Raw genomic sequence first — 17,006 nt, 5'->3', positions numbered from 1 at the left:
TCACGCATTCCTTCTGGAAGGGCCGAACGGATCGTCGGCGAGAATGGTTCGGTCAAGCGCCTCGACCCGGTTGCAGCCGGCCAGGGTCAGCGTCACGCGCATCTCCTTTTCCAGCAGCGACAGCATGCGATCGACCCCCGCCTCGCCCTGGGCGGCGAGCGCCCACAGCCACGCGCGACCGAGCAACACGCCGTCCGCGCCGAGCGCAAGCAAGCGCACGACATCGAGCCCCGAGCGGACGCCGCCATCGGCGAGGATCGTCATCCGGTCGCCGACCGCATCGGCGATCGCGGGCAGTGCGCGCGCGGTCGACAGCACACCGTCGAGCTGGCGACCGCCGTGATTCGATACGACCAGCCCTTGCGCGCCATACGCCGCGGCCTCGCGCGCATCCTCGGGATCGAGAATGCCCTTGATCACGATCGGCCCGTCCCAGGCGGCGCGCAGCCAGTCGAGATCCTTCCAGCGGATACCCGGATCGAAATTGTCGGCGAGCCAGCCGATATAATCGTTCATGCCGCTGTCCGCGCCCAGCACCGGCACGAGATTGCCAAGCTGATGCGGCCGTCCACGCAGCCCCACGTCCCACGCCCAAAGCGGCTTGCCCATCGCCTGAAGCGCGCGCCGGGCGGGACCGCCGCGACCCGACATGCCCGAATGCAGATCGCGGTGACGGATTCCCGGAGTTGGCATGTCGACCGTAAAAACCAGCGTCGTCGCCCCCTGCGCGCGTGCCTCGGCGATCAGGTCGCGCATGAAGCCCCGGTCGCGCACGACGTAGAGCTGGAACCACAGGTTTACCTCGGGCGCACCCGCGCGCAGTTCCGCCAGCGGACAGATCGCCACGGTCGAGAGCGTGAACGGGATGCCATGCCGCGTTGCCGCCCGCGCCGCCTGGACTTCGCCGCGGCGGCGGAACATGCCGCCAATGCCGATCGGCCCGAGCGCGACCGGCAAGGGCATGCGCTCGCCGAACCACTGGGTCGAAAGGTCGATATCGGCGACGTCCTGCAGGACGCGCTGACGCAGCGCAATGTCGGCGAGGTCGGCGACATTGCGGCGCATGGTGTGCTCGCCTTGCGCACCGCCATCGGCATAATCGAACAGAAAGCGCGGCAGGCGGCGACGCGCGGCTTCTCGGAAATCGTCGATCGCGGCGATAATGCTCATGCGCTCAGGCCATCGTCCAGCCGCCATCGATCGCGATGGCACTGCCGGTGATATAGGCGCTTTCGTCGCTGGCGAGATAGAGCGCGAGCGCGGCGATCTCCTCGGCCGTGCCGATCCGTCCCATCGGCTGCCGCGCGATGAAGGCGGCGCGCGCGGCATCGGCGTCGCCGGTCGCCTCCAGACGTTCGTCGAGCGAAGGGGACTGCACCGTGCCCGGACAGATCGCGTTACAGCGAATGCCCTTGCCGACATAATCGAGCGCGATCGAGCGCGTCAGGCCCGCGACCGCGGCCTTGGACGCGCAATAAGCGAGCCGGTTGGGCACACCGATCAGCGCCCCCGCGACCGAGCCGATATTGACGATGACGCCGCGCCCAGCCTCCAGCATCGCGGGCAGCACGGCCTGCGTCATGCGGATCGTCGCGCGGACGTTGAGATCGAACGACAGATCGAGGCCGCGCTCGGTAACGCTCAGCAGATCGCCGGAATCGACATAGCCCGCGCAATTGATCAGCACGTCGAGCGTGCCCGCCCCCGCCCCGGCCCGCGCCACCGCCACCGGATCGAGCAAATCGACGACGAGCGGCTCGCAGCCCGAAAGCGTCGCGAGCGCGTCCGCCTTGAGATCAAGCGCAATCACCGATGCACCTTCGCGGACGAACAGTTCGGCAATCGCGCGCCCAATGCCCTGGGCAGCTCCGGTGACGAGCACGCGCTTTGTGGCGAGACGGGGCATGGTTTCGGCTTCCTTCGGTAATGCTCAGGGATAGATCGAGTCAGGGGCGCTCAGGGCTTTTAGGGTTCGATCCCGGCGTGCGCGATCACGGCCTTCGCTGCATCCGGCCATGCGCCCTTGGCGACCAGCACGGTATCGACCTCGCGGTTGTTCAAATACGGTGTCCACGCACCCGTGCGCCGCCCGGAATCATGCCAATTGCCGATCGCGAGATTGTCCATCGCGGTGCGGCGCGGAGCGAGGTTGTTCTGCGAATTGAGATTGAGCCACACGCCGACATTGCCGATCGCATTGTTGCGTAGCGTGACGTAGCGCGACCCCTCGTCGAGATACATCGCGATGCCGTCCTCGACGTCGTAAATGTGATTTTCGGCGATCAGCGCGCCGGGGTCGGCCGACAGATGATAGATCGCGCCACCGTCGGGGAACCATTGCTTCACATCGTGGACGCGGTTGCCGACCACGACGGTGTCGCGCAGCGTCGTCGGCGTGTCGTAGACCAGATTGCCGGGCTGGTTGTAATAGCCGCGGCTGGGGGTGAAATAGGCTGCGTTGCCACCGGGGTCGTTCGCGCCCCAGCCCCAGCCGATGTCGATCCCGTCATACGGCGCGCCGGACACGTCATTGTGCCAGACCACCGCGCCACTGGCATAGGTGACGAGGATCGCCGCCTGCTCGCGATAGTGTTGCGACACGGTGCGCACCAGATTGTTGCTGATGACGATGTCGCGCACGCCCATTTCGGGCCGCGACGGATGATGCGCATCGGGTCGCACGCCGCCGACCATGATCGCGCCGCCGGCCAGATCGGTGAAGCGCGAGCGGCGCACCTCGATCGCGCTCGTGCCAAGACCGATGCCGCTGTCATTGGCATCGGGATTGTTGCCGATGCCGAGCGCGATCTGGCCGAGCTGCGTGAACTCGTCGCGATCGAACACGATCCGGGTCGCTGCGGCGACCTGCACCGCCGCCGGCTGCTGACGCCAGCGGTTGCGCATCGCTTCGAACGGCCAGCACCCCCACGAGCAATCGCGGATCGGATCGTCGGGATAGCCGCCCCATTCGCCCGCGAGGAAGGATCCGCTCTGCTGGCTGGCATAGCCCTCGGGCCCCGATGGCAGCAGCCAGCTGGTATGGCGGAAGCTCAGGCCCCGAAACTCAAGGTCCTTGATCGTCTCGTCATAGCTGCCGGCGATCGAGATCAGAAATTCGAGGCGTGGCAGCACGACTTCGAGCCGCTTCATGTCTTCGCCCGCGACAGGCTTGTAATAGAGCTTGCCCGCGGCCGGATCGGCATACCATTGACCGCCCTCGCGCAGGAAGGCGAGCGCGTTGACAAAGAACAGCCCGGCATTGTCGCCCCATACCGAGCGCGCGAACGTGTCATAGCCGACGAGGTTGTTGCGCCATCCCGGCTGCTGCATGGCGATGCGGTCGCCATCGATCCGCGCGACCATCGCGTGGCGGTCGGTGAACCAGCCGGTCGCTTCGACTTCGATGCGGCTCTGGTCGGGGAGATTCGCGAGCGAACGCCATGCCGGATCGACGATCGTGATCCCCGTCTTGTCGAAGGTAAAGGCGCTGCGCGGCGCGCGGACCGCGGCACGCGGTGCCATATGGCCACCGACCCAAAGTTGCCGGGGATCGATCCCGCGAGGAATATCGGCCGTCCAGATGCCGCGCTGCGGGTCGGCGAGCGTCCAGCCCGTCACCGGCGTCCCGCCCGACAGGACCGGATGCGCGCCGGGTGCCGCTTCCCAGCGCACCGTATAGCCATCCTGTCCGCCATCGGAGGCGGTAAAGCGCAGCGGTGTGCGCAGCCGGTAGACGCCGTCGGCGAGTTGCACGGTCACGTCGTGATCGGCGTTCAGCCCCCGCACGGCCGCCTGTGCGCGTGCGAGCGTGGCAAACGGGTGGGCCGCGCTGCCATCGCCCTCGTCCGACCCTTGCGGCGACACCGACAGCACGATCGGCACTGGCGCGGGGCGGCTCGAGATATGGATGTTGCCCGCAGTCTGCTCCTTGCTGACTGCGGGTGGTGCATAGACCGGGATGTCGGAGGGGGACGTCTGCTGCGCCGCCGCCGGAGCAAGGGCGGCGATCGTCAGAATCGCGGCGAGGACAAGCCGGTCATTGCGCATTCGCAGTCTCCAAAGCGTAAAACTCCATGGCCGCGTCCGCGAACAGGCGCTCGACGTCCGCGCCCGCCCGACCGGCGAGCGACAGCGCGTCGGCGTGCCACGCGCTCCAGCCATCCCCCGAGAGCAACAGCACTGGCCAGTCGCTCCCCCACATCAGCCGCTCGCCGAAAACGTGCACAAGGTGTTCGACATAGGGGATAAGGTCGGCGGCTGGCCGGCCCGTTGCCTGTTCGGTGCGCAAGCCCGACAGCTTGCAATACAGCCCGAGACCGCCGAGCCGCGCGATATCGTCGCGCCAGGGATCGAGGATCGCGCGCGCCGCGTGCGGCTTCGCCGCGTGATCGATCACGATCGGGAGATCGGGCCAGCGCTCGACGAAGCGCGCGAGCATCGGCAGGTGCCGCGGCTGGACCAGCGCATCGAGGCGCAAGCCCGTCGCCTGCAGCGCCTCCAGCGCCGGGGTGAGCGCATCCTGCAGCAGCCAGTCGGTGTCGGCGATCGATTGCAGCATCGGCCGCACGCCGCGCATTTTGGGCTGGCGGGCGATCTCGATGATGCGATCGGCCGCATGGGGGGCAGCCAGATCGACCCAGCCGACGACCGCGCGGACCAACGGCGTACGCTCCGCCAGCGCCAGCATCCAGTCGGTATCCCGGTCGGTCGGCTGCGACTGGACGAGCACGGTGCCGTCGAGCTGCACGCCCGCCGCCGCATTGACCAGATCCTCCGGGCCGAAGTCGCGATGGATCTCGGCTTCGGCGGCGGTGGGCCAGGCAGTGCCAGGGGTGGCGAGCGACCAGAAATGCTGATGGGCGTCGATCAACGGCATCATCGCACCGAACGAATCGGCAGCACGAGGCACGCGCCGAACACAACGAACACACCGCAAACGACGAACAGCAGCGGATAATTGTTGCCAGTCGCGTGCAGCAGCGCTGCCGCCATGACCGGACTGAGGATTTGCGGGACATTGATCGCGGTGGTGAGGATCCCGAGATCCTTGCCGGTCGAATCCTCCCCCGGTGTGGCCGGTGGCAGGACGCGCGTCATGAGCGCGAGGTCGACCGACATGAAGGAACCATAGCCGATCCCGATCAGCCCGGCGTAGAGGAACATTCCCCGCAAATCGGGCGACAGCAACGGCGCGATCTCGGCCAGCGCCATCACCAGACCGGCGACGAACACCAGCGGCTTCAATCGACCGAGCCGATCCGACAGCCAGCCCGAAAGCAAGGCCGAGATGACCAGCGCGACGAAAGTGATCGAGGACATCCGCGCGATCGTCAAATTGGCGGCACCCTGAGTGAGGCCGATATAACCTTCGAGGATGTAGAGCAGATAGGTCAGGATCGCCTGATAGCCCATATAGATCGAGAAGCGGCCGAACAGCGCCCAGGCGAAATCGGGATGGGCGCGCGGATCGATCCAGAAGCTGCGCAGGAACGAGGTCAGGCGAAACGGCACAGGCGCAGCCAATCCGGCGGGCAGCGGCGGCTCGCGATTGAGCAACACGAACAGGAGGCTGGCGGCAATGATACCGCCACCGACGATTGCATAAGCGACAAACAGCTGGGCTGCCATCAGCCCCCCGAAAATGGTGCCTGCCGAAACCCCGGCGGTCATCGCCGCGCCGACCACGCCAGACACCATCCCGCGCTCACCGGGCAGGAAGCGGTCGGCAACGATCGTCGTGATCGCGGGCTGCATCGAATTGAGGCTGACCGTGGCCACCAGCCACAGCGCGGTGACGCCGACGATGCCACCGCCAAACGGGATCAGAATCGTCGCGGCACCCCCGACGACGCCGCCGATGGCAATCCAGGGCGTCCGCCGCCCGAAGCGCGACCGCGTCCGGTCGGAGAGCGCGCCCGACACCGGCGTGGTGATCGTGCTGAACACCGACGTGATCGCATAGACCACGCCCAACGTCCCAAGCTTGCCGACCGGATCGAGATTCTCGATCTGGTTGGGCAACAGCACACCGAGAATCGAAGCGTAGAGGGCCAGCAACACGAAGAGGACGATGCCGAGGCTGACGATAAGCCCCCATTTGCGGCCTTCAACGACGGGCGCGGCAGGCGGCACCGCATCGAGCCCAGCGCTCACGGTCACGCGACCGCGCCAATCACCTGGGGCAGCGCGCCGCCATTGGCCCGCGCCGCCGCGCTAAGCACCAGACCGTGCCCGGGCGCGTCGCGGCCATGGATATAACCGTCGGCCATCGCATAGGGTTCGTCGACCAGATGATCGAAATTCTGGAAACTGTATTCGAGCCAGCGCACGCCCGGCAGCGCCAGCGCCATGTTGACGCCAAGCTCCAGGAAGGTGTTGCCGAGCGTGACCTCGACATTGGCTTCATTGGCAAGCCAGCCGGCGCGCATCACGTCGGACACCTGGCCATGCACGTTGAGCATGTCGCACGCCCGCGCCTCGACCAGTTTGCGCTTGCCGGTGAGATCGAGATATTCGCCCGCATTGATCCGGCTGATGCCGAGCTGGCGCAGCATTTTCAGCCCGTCGAAATCCTCACGCGGGATCGGGTCCTCGAGCCAGTAGATGCGGTGCCCGGCGCGCTCGAAGCGCCGGACCGCCTGGATCGTTTCCTGTGCCGTCCAGGCCTCGTTGGCATCGATCATCACCGGTCGGTCGCTGCCGACCACATCGCGCAGCAAATCGAGCCGGTGAACATCGCGCTCCAGATCGGGATGCCCGACCTTGATCTTGTAGCCGAGGAAGCCCCGCTCGCGCGCCTTGCCGAACAATTCGGTAAAGTCGTGGTCGGACAAGTGATAATCGAGCCCGCTGGCATAGACGCCGACCTTGCTGCGCTCCGCCCCGAGCATGCGCCACAGCGGCAGGCCCGATTGCTTGGCGAACAGATCCCAGATCGCGTGCTGGAGCGACTCCTCGAACGGCAAGCCCATCCGCCGCACATTGCCGCCACGCACGCGATGCACCGCCAGCGCGAGCGCCGCCGGATACCGCCCTTCCAGTCCGGGCCAGGCCTCCGTCGCGAACACGCGTTCGATCTCGTCCGCGTCCGGCAGGCTGGTGAACAACGCCTGCGCGAAACCAAGCCCGACATTCCCGGCCGTGTCGAAAAGTTCGACCGCGATGATTTGGGCAGTCGTCGCCCGCACCTGCGAATCGCCGATCGTCCGGTCCCGCGCGAAGGCCAGGCGAGTCAGCCGATATTCGACGATGCGCGCTGAAGACATTTCTTGTTTCCTTGTTGAGATATTAGTCTGAGTTATTGCCGGGGCGGAGGCAAGCGCAACCGCCCCGGTGCCTCGCCTAAAAACGCACGCGCACGCCGGCGGTGTAGCGCCGCCCGACCCGTCGATATTCCTGCGTATCCGCGACTACGTTGGCGTAGTGAAATTCCTTCGAATCCGTCAGGTTGGTGGCATCGGCCGTCAGGATGACATTCTTCGTCACCGACAATTGCAGCCCTGCATCGAGCTGATCATAACTGTCGACGAACTCGGGAATGCCGGTCTGCGTCTGCGGCGCGAAGAGGTAGCCGTCGCGCCTGGTATAGGAGGCCCGCGCCTGCACCGGGCCCTTTTCATAAAAGAGCACTGCGGCGTACGAATTCTTTGACAAGCCCTCCAACGAATAGGAGGTCGAGGCCTTTGCCGCGTTGGTATAGTTCGCGTTGCTGTCGGTATAGGTATAGCTGAGTTGGGTGCCGAAACCGCTCAACAGGCCGGGCAGGAACTTGAACAGCGTGCGATAACTGACTTCGACCCCCTTTACCGTCGCACCTTTGCCGTTGATCGGCTGATCGACGATGAAGGTTACCTGATCAACCTGTTGGGGAGTGACCCCGCGTGTGATGAACGAGTCGATCGATTTGTAGAAGAAGGTCGCCGACAGCAGTGAATCGCGATCGTAATACCATTCGAGCCCGGCTTCCGCCTGCGAGGCGCGGAACGGCTGCAAATTGGGGTTGCCGTGCGTGATGCGCTCGTTGCCCGGATTGCTGGTGATCGTCTGCGCCGGCGAAAGATCGGTCAGCGTCGGCCGCGAGATGACGCGTGAGGCCGCCGTCCGGAAGACCAGCTTCGGCGTGATGGTGAGCCGCGCGTTCAGCGACGGAAGAATGTCGGTATAATGCCCCTTGAAGCTGAGCGGTGTCAGCCCGGACAGCACGATGACGTTCTGGCCCGTGCCGTTGGGCTTTGCGCTCAGCACGGTCTGGCCGGCACCATTTGAGGTGAAGTCGGTATCTTCGATTCGCACGCCGGTGTTGACCGCGAATGGCAGCGTGCCGAGATTGCCCTTGAACTCGAACATCAAATAACCGAGCGCCACCTTCTCCTTGACCGAAGAGCTGGCGGCCGGGTCCCGAACGATCGGCAGAAGATTACCGCTGTGCAATGCCGGGTCGGCGGTGCTGTTCAGGCCGATCATCGTCTGGAAGAGATTTTGGGCGTTATAGTCGACCCAATTTGCGGTGTTGCCGCCTGCGGCCCCGCCGAAGAAATTGTAGGATGTCGGGCTGAACACGCTCGACGGCACCAACACGTCGCTGCCGCAATAGGCACACGCGTTGGGTTCGGTGAACCCGGTGGTCGTCTTGGTGCGGGCCGAATAACCCACGCCGCCGTAAACGGTAACCTGGGCACCCTTATAGGCCCCGTCGAGATGCGCCTCGTTGATCGTGTCTTCGAGGATCTGGCCCTCCGACTGCATATAATGTGCGAGGCGATGGTTCACGTCGGTCGCCGCATCCGGATATGTCGGGCTGCTGACCGTGAAACTCGCCAGCGGCGACCCCGTGTTGCGGTCATATGTGTAATCGAGATGCTTCAGCCGCGATGTTGTGAACAGCGCCTGCGCATTGTCATATTTGGCCTTGGTGGTATCGAGATCGAGCGCGACGCTGAACGGGCCGCTGTCCCATCTCGCATTGAAGCCGAACAGATAGGTGGTCGATTTGCCTGGCCGGTCCTCGACGACGACGTCAACCGTGCCGTCGTGAAAGCTCTCCGATGTCGCGGTGCCACCGACATGGACGGTGCGGCTCTGCCCGCCGACGATCTCCGTGGTGTCGGTGCCGCCCGACACCACCTGCCGCACGAGCGTCCCCCCGCTGAAATCGGGTGCGATGCCGGAGCTGTGATAATGTTCGTCGTCGTGGGAGTAGAGCCCGTCGAGCGTGAAGAGCAGATTGTTGGTTGGTTTGAACTGGACCGTCCCGTCCAGCCCGATCCGCTTGCGGTTCGAGAATTCCACCGGGTTGATGAAATTGTGGTACATGTCGACGTTGCGGAACAGCCCCACCTTGCTGGTGTCGATCCGCGGCGTGCAGCCACCGGCACCCGACGCTCCGACGCACAATCCGCCTGCACCGCTGCTCACCTGGCCGTAATAGCCGTCGTCGAAGCTGCGCGGATAGGAACTTGCACCCACGAAGAAGTTGTCGGTCCGTTCGTTGCGCTCGTCATACGAGCCGACGAGCGACACACCCAAGCTCCCCGAGGGATTTTTCCAGGTGACATAGGCTGCGCCCGACGGGGTGGTCTTGCTGCCCAGCTCATCGATGTTCGCACGTAGCGAGCCACCGCCATAGAGGCCGGTGCGCTGTTCAAGCGGGCGCAGCGTATGGATATCGATCGTCGCGCCGATGCTCGCGCCATTGATGTTGGCCTGCGGGCTCTTGAAGACGTTCGCCCCCGAAATCAGCTCGGATGGCAAGATATCGAAGTTGAATTCGCGTCCAGCGCCATCGGTCGCGATCACACGATTATTGACCGTCACGGTATTGAACTGCGGGCCAAGCCCACGAACCGTCACGCCGTTGCCGACGCCGCGATTGCGATCGATCGTGATGCCCGGCACGCGCTGCAGCGATTCGGCGACATTCTGGTCGGGTAATTTGCCCAAATCCTCGCTGGCGATCGCGTCGACCGAGTTAATCGCGTTGCGTTTGATGTCGATGGATTGCCGCTGGCTCGCGCGGATGCCCGTCACCACGATATCCTGCGCGACACCGTCCGGACCGGCGTCAGGCGTGCCGAGATTTTGCTGTGGCGCATTCGTGTCCCCCATCGACGCGCTGCCACTGCCGCCCTGCGCCTGAGATTGCGCCTGTGCTGCCGATGCAAGCGCCAAGGCGGTCGCCGTGATTGCCACGCCACCGTACAACCGTGCCAGTTTCCCCATAATCCCCTCCTCTTCGTTTTTTGATTTGAGATATCAGTATCAGGGCTTTTAGATATGTCAAACACGGTAATTAGAATTTCATTACCGATGATGGCTCCCGTGCTCGCGAGGCTGGCGCGGCACTCCTGCTAGCGTTTTCGCCAGGGCGCGCTTACGGTGGGGGAGATGAGCGTGCCGCCGCATTGGCGGACCGGCCAATTTTGTGGAAACTGAATCGGATGCGGGCCGTAGCCGGAAAATCGAAAACCGAGCCAGCCAAGGCGATCGAGCTTGACCTGTTGGGCGATAACGAACCCAGCCTGTCAGACAAAGCGTATGACGCAATCTTGAAGGGGCTGTTCGACCGCACGATCCCGCTCGGCGCGGAATTGTCGCAGGCCGATCTGGTGCGGCTGTTCGGCATGACGATGCAGCCACTGCGCGACGCGCTGCGCCGACTGGAGACCGAAGGACTGGTCACGATTCACGCCCGGTCGTGTATCCGTTTCATCCGCTCCGACCTCGAGCTCTCCCGGTCGACATATCAGTTTCGCTCTTTGATCGAGCGTGCGGGTGCCCGTGCGCTGGCGGAAAGCGGCGATGCCGGCGAAATCCAGGCGATGGTCGACGGCCATCGCGCGTTGCTCGCCCGGCTGGAGGAGGGCTCTTGGGAGCCGGACGATGAAGCCATGCTCGACCGTCTCGAAGAGCAATTGCACGGCGCGTTGATATCGGCGCTGCGCAACCAGTTGATCGAAGTGACTGCGCGCCGCCTTAAGAATTATGTGACGCTGGTACGGCTCGATTGGCTGACCACCCGCCCGCTGGCGATCCGCACCCTGCGCGAGCATCTCGACATTCTAACCGCGTGTGTCGCGCGCGATGCGGACGCCGCCGAGGCCGCGCTGGTGACGCATTTTCAGCTCGCGCTGCAGCGCCTCCTGGGGATGCAATAGCGCGCCGCTACGGCTGCTCGTCCAGGCTGTAAATACGCTCCGCCGCGACCCATTTTTCCCCATCCGCCGCAAACGGCAAGCGGCGCTGGAAGCGGTCCATCAACACATCCCACGCCCCGACCGCGGGATCGGCCGCCTCGCGCGCGGCGTTGGCGACGGGGTCGAAATCGGGCGTGGTCTCCATCACCATCACCAGCCGGTCCCCGACATGCCAGATGTCGAGTGCGGCCACACCGCCCGCCCGGATCGCGCGCGTCACGGCGGCGGGCGGCCGTCCGGGACGGTGCCAGTGGCGGTATGCAGCGATCAGCTCGGCATCATCCTGCAGATCGAGCAGAAGCACGTGGCGCATCGATATCCTCCGGATCGGGTAGAGTAGCGTCAGTTGGGTGCAACCGTCAGCGCCGATGTACGGCGACGCAGTTTCGGTCGTCGTCGAGCTGCAACACCAGATCGGCATAGGCAGGCATGGTGTCGAGGACGTGCCGCGTCAGCCGTTCGTAATGGCTGACGAACACCCGGACCTCGGCGTCGGCCATCACCCCGTCGCCGCACGCACCCGACTGGCGCAGCGCCCGTTCCTGCTCCAGCCGCCAGTCCAGCACCCGCCCCCAGCTCGGCGCGCGCAACAGTGCAAGCATGTCGATCCGCGCGAACAGCCGCTGATACGCGCCCGCAAGCGCGGCATTGGCGTAGCGCCGCCACACCCCATGCGGGTCGCGCTCGCGCTCGAGCACGTTAACCGGATCCAGCAGCGCCACCGCGTCCTGCGGCCGGGCACCGACGCACCAGCCTTCGAAGATCACCAATTGCGCGGGCACGGATGCAGGCGTCCAAAGCGCTGCCTCGACACGATCGTCGGTCGCCTTGTCAAAGCGCGGTAGCGGTGCCGCCTGTCGCGCGTCGAGCGCTGCAAACGTATCCAGCCCAAGCGCGATATCGTGCGTTCCCGGAACGCCGCGCGTTGCGAATAGCGGGTGGACCGCCGCAGCGAGCCGTGCGCGCTCGCGCCGCATATGATAAAGATCGTCGAGCGACAGCACCACCGAATGCGGAAAGCGCGCGGCGAGCGCCGCGGCGACGGTCGACTTCCCACTCCCTTGAGCCCCACACAGGCCGAGCACGAGCGGGACCCGGCGCGGATGCACAAGCGCGCGTTCGATCGCGTCGGCGAGGATCGCCTCAGGCGACACGGTCGGGCAGGGCACGGCCCGCAAAAAAGGCGTCGAGATTGTCGACCGCCTGCATTCCCATCGCTTCGCGCGCGCCCTTCGTTGCGCTGCCGAGGTGCGGCAGCAGCACGGTGCGCGGGCTGGCCAGCAGCGCCGCGCTGACAGTCGGCTCGTTCTCATAGACGTCGAGCCCGGCCGCCGCGATCCGCCCTTCCGCCAGAGCCGCCACCAAAGCCGCCTCGTCGACCACCGAGCCACGCGCGGTGTTGACGAGGATCGCGCCCGGCTTCGCCTTGGCCAGTAAGACCGCATCGACAAAATGATGAGTCGCCTGGCCGCCCGGGATGTGGAGCGATACGACGTCCGCCTCCGCCATCAATGCTTCGGCGGTATCGACTCGGCTCGCCCCCAGCGCCGCCTCGATCTCGGTCGCGGCGGGGCTGCGCGAGAAATAGAGGATGCGCATGCCGAGCCCGCGAGCACGCGCCGCGGTGCGTTGCGCGATCCGGCCAAAGCCGATCAGCCCGAGCGTACAGCCATCGAGCGACTGGCCGACGAGATGCGTCGGCCGCCAGCCGGTCCATTCCCCCGCGCGCAGCTCGCGTTCACCTTCACCGGCGCGCCGCGCGGCCATCAGCATCAACAGGATCGCCAGTTCAGCCGTGGCTTCGGTCAGCGCGCCGGGCGTGTTGCTCACCGCGATCCCGGCCGCGCGCGCAGCGGCAAGATCGATATGGTCGACGCCAGCACCATAATTGGCGATCAACGCGGCGCGGCGGCCCGAGGTCGCCAACAGATCGGCATCGATCCGGTCGGTGATCGTCGTCAAAATTGCGTCGAATTCGCGCATCGCGTCGCGCAATTCGGTCGCGCTCAGCGCGATGTCCGGTTGGTTTACTACGACGTCATACTGCGCCGCGAGCCGCGCCTCGACTGCCTCGGGCAAACGGCGGGTGACGCGAACACGATGGCGTGCGGTCACAGCTCCGTCCCCGCCATGGCTGGCGATGGCACCGGTGCATCTGCGCGGATAAGGCCCGCCTGCCGCAAATCGCGCCAGAAATCGTCGGGGATCTTAGTGTTGTAGACCTCCAGCGTGCGCTCGACCTGCGCGGCACTGGCCAGTCCCGGTAGCACGCGCGCCACCGCAGGATGCGCGATCGGAAAGCGCAAGGCCGCCGCGGCGAGCGGGACCGCATGCGCGTCGGCGATCTGCTCGATCCGGCGGACTCGCTCGACGATTGCGGGTGGCGCGATGGCATAGTCGTAATGCATCGGCGCACCGCTCCGCGTTCCCGTGGCGAGGATACCGCTATTATAGGGGCCGCCGATCACCACCGAGACGTTCTGCGCGACGCACGTCGGCAGGAACGCATTGAGCGCATCCTGTTCGAGCAACGTGTAGCGCCCCGCAAGCAATACCATATCGAGCCGCGTCTCGCGCATCGCCTGCAGGCAGATCGCAGTCTCGTTGACGCCCAGCCCGAAGCCGTCGATCGCCTTGCTCGCGCGCAGTTCCTCCAGCGCGCGAAAACCCCCGCCGTGCGTGAGTTGCTGCCAATAGCGTGCATTGTCGTCGCCATGGTTCGCGCGGCCAATGTCATGGACCAACAGGATATTGATCCGGGCAAGACCGAGGCGCTGCAGGCTCGCTTCATGCGACCTCAGGATGCCATCATAGTTATAGTCATAGGCGACGCGAAACGGCAGCGGCGAAAGGAAACCGTCGCGCGACTGCTCAACCGTTTGCGCTTCATCCGGAACCAGCAGACGGCCGACCTTGCTGGACACGACCAGGCCGCTGTCCCCGCGGAGCGCGTCGCCCAGGCGCCGTTCGCTCAGACCGAAACCGTAAAAGGGCGCGGTGTCGAAAAACGCGATCCCGGCGCTGCGCGCCGCGTCGATCGCCGCCCGCGCGTCTTGGTCGCTGATCGGCGCATACAGATTGCCGAGCGCGGCGCACCCGAACCCCAAACCCACGACCTTATCGGCGGCGTCCCCCGGAGATCGACAATCAAACATCAATTCGCCAATGTGATATTCCAGTACTGTCCTGTGCTATGCTTCAAAATGCAGAACGGCGCAAGGATGGGTTACGGCTGAGGATGAGTATAGCGAAATCCGTCCCAGCGCCGTCAGCCGACGACGCGCGGGCGACCTCCCCCGACCCGCTTGCGACAGTGCGAAAGACTGCAATGAGGAGAGTAAAGAGGATGCCGATCGCGCTCGTACGGCAGGCCTTTCGCCCCGGCTTCGTCGATAAACATCGACTGCGGGTGCCGCTCCGGCCCCGCTGGCAAAAGCAAAAACATGCCGCCGGTCCGGAAACGCGCGGCATCCCGCGAAACGGACTATTTCCGCCCGGTTACTCCAAGCATGGTCGCCCCACCAACAAATGACAGAATAGCCAGGGTCAAAAACAGCGTGCTGAAATTTTGGGGTGTCGCGAGCCACCACGCCAATGCCGGGCCAATGAGCACGGGTGCGGTATTCGCCAAATTGATCAGCCCGAGATCGCGCCCACGCCGACGCGGGTTGGGAAGCAATTGCATGACGAAACCGATTTGCAAGGTGAGGAAGACAGTCCAGCCGATCGAGTAAATGCAAAGACCTATCGCAGCCGAAGTCCAGTTGGTCGCGCAGGCCATCATGACGAGACCGGCCGCATCGAGAATAACGGCAATCATCATAAACGGCTTGCGCCGCTCCAACCTGTCTGACCAACGGCCCAACATAACGGCGAAGGGCAATGGCACGATGTTCGCCAAAAAGATCAACGCCCCCACCTGTGCCGACACACCGCCGCGTGCGGCGGGTGTCGCGAACCGCTCCATGAAGAACAGGAGATATGCGGACACCACGTTACCGGGAATCTGGACGATCAGACGCGATATCCACGCAATGACGAGGTCGGGTGACGATACCGCAACCGTGCGATCCGCCACCGGCAACGTCGGCTTGGGCGATGTCGCCAGCAATGGCCCGAGGGAAATGACGACAACGACCGAGATCACGGCTAGGCGCAGGCCCAACGTCGGGGGCCCCCATTTCACCAATAGCGGCCCGATCGCCGCACCAAGCGGCTGAGCCCCGGCGAGCAGGCCGCTCATCAGGCCATTCTGTCGATCCGGGCTTTCCTCAGCGAGCAGCGCCATAAGCGGGGCCAGGGCGATGTTGAGCGCGACCTGAAACGCCATCACCGATAGGACGAGCATCGCGGGCGTCCGTGCACTGGCAATGCCCGCGTACGACGCGATCGTCGCGACAAGGCCTGCGGCGATCCAGTATCGCCGTCCCGTGCCGCGCTCGAGCGAACGGTCGCTAAGCCATCCGAATAGGATACCCGCAATGCTGGCCATCGCGGCACCTGCGATCATCGCCGTCGCGAGCACACCGAACCGCGCTTCCCCGGCAATCAACTCGATCCGCAGCGGCAACAGCAAAGTTAACAACGGCAGATACGCAACGACGCATCCGGCGTATCCAAGCGCACCAAGCACCGGAATCAGTGCGGGCGATCGCTTCGCCTTGCGGACAGCGAAGAAGCGGTCGGAATGCGCGGTCATGTGACGCCTGCTTAGGACATCGGCATCGCCACAGCCAGGGGATTGCAAAGGGTTATCGGCGTCGTGCGGTCGATTGGCGCAGCTCGAGCTTCGCCGGGACGATGATCGGCTGCCCCGGTGAATCACGCCCTGCGAGTTCGGCAATGATGAGCTCGACCGCGCGGGCCGCCAGATCGGCGATTGGCTGGTCCACTGCGGTCAGCGGCGGATGCGTGAAGCGGACGATCGGGGTGTTGTCGAAGCTGATCAGCGACAGGTCGCGGGGCACCGCGATCCTGCGCTCCCGGCACGTCTCCAGCGTGGCGAGCGCCATCTGATCGTTGCTGGCGATGATCGCGGTCGCCGGGTCGGCCGCATCGAGCAAAGCGATCGCGGCCTCCCGCCCCGACGCGTATCCAAAATCGCCGCGCGTCAGCAAATCGTCCGCCAGCCCTGCCGCCGCCATTGCTGCACGCCAGCCATCGGTGCGCCACGCGCTGAGCTCATAATCGGGAGGCCCCGCGATGAAGCCGATCCGTGTATGCCCGAGCGCGATGAGATGCTCGGTCGCGATCCGCGCCGCGCGCTCATCGTCCATCGTCAGCGCAAAGCCCGCGCCTGCCCGCCGCGAGCCGATCCGCGCGAAACTGATCCGCTGGGCCTCCAGCAAGTCCGCGATCAGCGGGTTCTCCGAATGCGGCGGCGTCAGGATGACGCCATCGGGCTGGAGCGCCGCGATCGCGGCCATCAGCTCGCGCTCGATATGGTCGCTATGCGTGTCGACCAGCTCGACGATCATGCGATAGCCATAGGTCGCGCAGGTCAGCATCCCGCCGAGCAGCATCTGGTCGACCCAGTCGGTGCCCTGCCGCGCACGCCAGTCGGCGATCGTGCGTTCGCGATCGTTGAGCGCGACGATCAGATAGGAGCGCGAGCCGCCCATCCGCTGCGCCGCGATCGACGGCACATAGCCCAGGCGGTCGATCGCCTCCTGCACGCGTGCAGCGGTCTCGGGCCGGACGCCCGGCTCCTTGTTGATCACACGGCTGACGGTTTGCAACGACACGCCCGTATCCGCCGCGACATGCTTGATCGTGACGGCCTGCCGCCTGCGCGCCATTGTCTTCAGCCGCCGC

General features: G+C 65.2%; 14 protein-coding genes. 1 reads left to right on the top strand and 13 read right to left on the bottom strand.

What is annotated here, in order from left to right:
- From lldD to EJC47_RS18365, 7 genes are all read right to left on the bottom strand, one after another.
- Positions 1–1,170, bottom strand: a complete 1,170-nt coding sequence (gene lldD, locus EJC47_RS18395; protein ID WP_033966186.1) for an FMN-dependent L-lactate dehydrogenase LldD — start codon at positions 1,168–1,170, stop codon at positions 1–3.
- Positions 1,171–1,174: 4 nt separating this feature from the next.
- Positions 1,175–1,906 carry an SDR family oxidoreductase gene (locus EJC47_RS18390; protein WP_126849228.1) on the bottom strand — a complete coding sequence of 244 codons (732 nt, stop codon included), beginning with the start codon at positions 1,904–1,906 and terminating at the stop codon, positions 1,175–1,177.
- A 59-nt stretch (positions 1,907–1,965) separates the two neighbouring features.
- Entirely contained in the window at positions 1,966–4,047 is a 2,082-nt protein-coding gene (locus tag EJC47_RS18385) for a right-handed parallel beta-helix repeat-containing protein (protein ID WP_126849227.1), read from the bottom strand.
- Positions 4,037–4,876: an amidohydrolase family protein gene (locus tag EJC47_RS18380; protein ID WP_126849241.1), complete on the bottom strand. Its 840-nt coding sequence runs from the start codon at positions 4,874–4,876 to the stop codon at positions 4,037–4,039. The genes EJC47_RS18385 and EJC47_RS18380 overlap by 11 nt, the downstream gene beginning before the upstream one ends.
- Positions 4,876–6,159 carry an MFS transporter gene (locus EJC47_RS18375; protein WP_126849226.1) on the bottom strand — a complete coding sequence of 428 codons (1,284 nt, stop codon included), beginning with the start codon at positions 6,157–6,159 and terminating at the stop codon, positions 4,876–4,878. Before EJC47_RS18375 ends, EJC47_RS18380 begins: the two co-directional genes overlap by 1 nt.
- Positions 6,156–7,265 carry a mandelate racemase/muconate lactonizing enzyme family protein gene (locus tag EJC47_RS18370; protein ID WP_126849225.1) on the bottom strand — a complete coding sequence of 370 codons (1,110 nt, stop codon included), beginning with the start codon at positions 7,263–7,265 and terminating at the stop codon, positions 6,156–6,158. The genes EJC47_RS18375 and EJC47_RS18370 overlap by 4 nt, the downstream gene beginning before the upstream one ends.
- Positions 7,266–7,341: 76 nt before the next feature.
- Positions 7,342–10,218, bottom strand: a complete 2,877-nt coding sequence (locus tag EJC47_RS18365) for a TonB-dependent receptor (RefSeq protein ID WP_126849224.1) — start codon at positions 10,216–10,218, stop codon at positions 7,342–7,344.
- 218 nt (positions 10,219–10,436) lie between these two features.
- Here EJC47_RS18365 and EJC47_RS18360 point away from each other — a divergent pair, with 218 nt between their 5' ends.
- Complete coding sequence (locus EJC47_RS18360; RefSeq protein ID WP_126849223.1) at positions 10,437–11,153, top strand: GntR family transcriptional regulator; 717 nt, start codon at positions 10,437–10,439, stop codon at positions 11,151–11,153.
- 7 nt (positions 11,154–11,160) lie between these two features.
- On the opposite strand, the gene EJC47_RS18355 is transcribed toward EJC47_RS18360, so the two are convergent.
- The 6 genes from EJC47_RS18355 to EJC47_RS18330 form a co-directional block, all read right to left on the bottom strand.
- Positions 11,161–11,505: an L-rhamnose mutarotase gene (locus EJC47_RS18355; RefSeq protein ID WP_126849222.1), complete on the bottom strand. Its 345-nt coding sequence runs from the start codon at positions 11,503–11,505 to the stop codon at positions 11,161–11,163.
- Positions 11,506–11,551: 46 nt separating this feature from the next.
- The gene (locus tag EJC47_RS18350; protein ID WP_126849240.1) at positions 11,552–12,346 is read right to left on the bottom strand and encodes a kinase; all 795 of its coding nucleotides are present in this window, start codon (positions 12,344–12,346) and stop codon (positions 11,552–11,554) included.
- Positions 12,336–13,307, bottom strand: coding sequence for a 2-hydroxyacid dehydrogenase (locus EJC47_RS18345; protein ID WP_126849221.1), 972 nt, complete (start codon positions 13,305–13,307; stop codon positions 12,336–12,338). Before EJC47_RS18345 ends, EJC47_RS18350 begins: the two co-directional genes overlap by 11 nt.
- Complete coding sequence (locus EJC47_RS18340; RefSeq protein ID WP_260591658.1) at positions 13,304–14,305, bottom strand: aldo/keto reductase; 1,002 nt, start codon at positions 14,303–14,305, stop codon at positions 13,304–13,306. The genes EJC47_RS18345 and EJC47_RS18340 overlap by 4 nt, the downstream gene beginning before the upstream one ends.
- A gap of 371 nt (positions 14,306–14,676) precedes the next feature.
- Positions 14,677–15,891 carry an MFS transporter gene (locus EJC47_RS18335; protein WP_126849219.1) on the bottom strand — a complete coding sequence of 405 codons (1,215 nt, stop codon included), beginning with the start codon at positions 15,889–15,891 and terminating at the stop codon, positions 14,677–14,679.
- 52 nt (positions 15,892–15,943) lie between these two features.
- Positions 15,944–16,990, bottom strand: a complete 1,047-nt coding sequence (locus tag EJC47_RS18330; protein WP_033966182.1) for a LacI family DNA-binding transcriptional regulator — start codon at positions 16,988–16,990, stop codon at positions 15,944–15,946.
- Positions 16,991–17,006: the final 16 nt, after the last annotated feature.

Origin of the sequence: Sphingomonas sp. TF3 (genome assembly GCF_003985085.1) — a bacterium.
Lineage (GTDB): Bacteria > Pseudomonadota > Alphaproteobacteria > Sphingomonadales > Sphingomonadaceae > Sphingomonas.
This window is presented reverse-complemented; position numbering and strand designations above follow the sequence as displayed.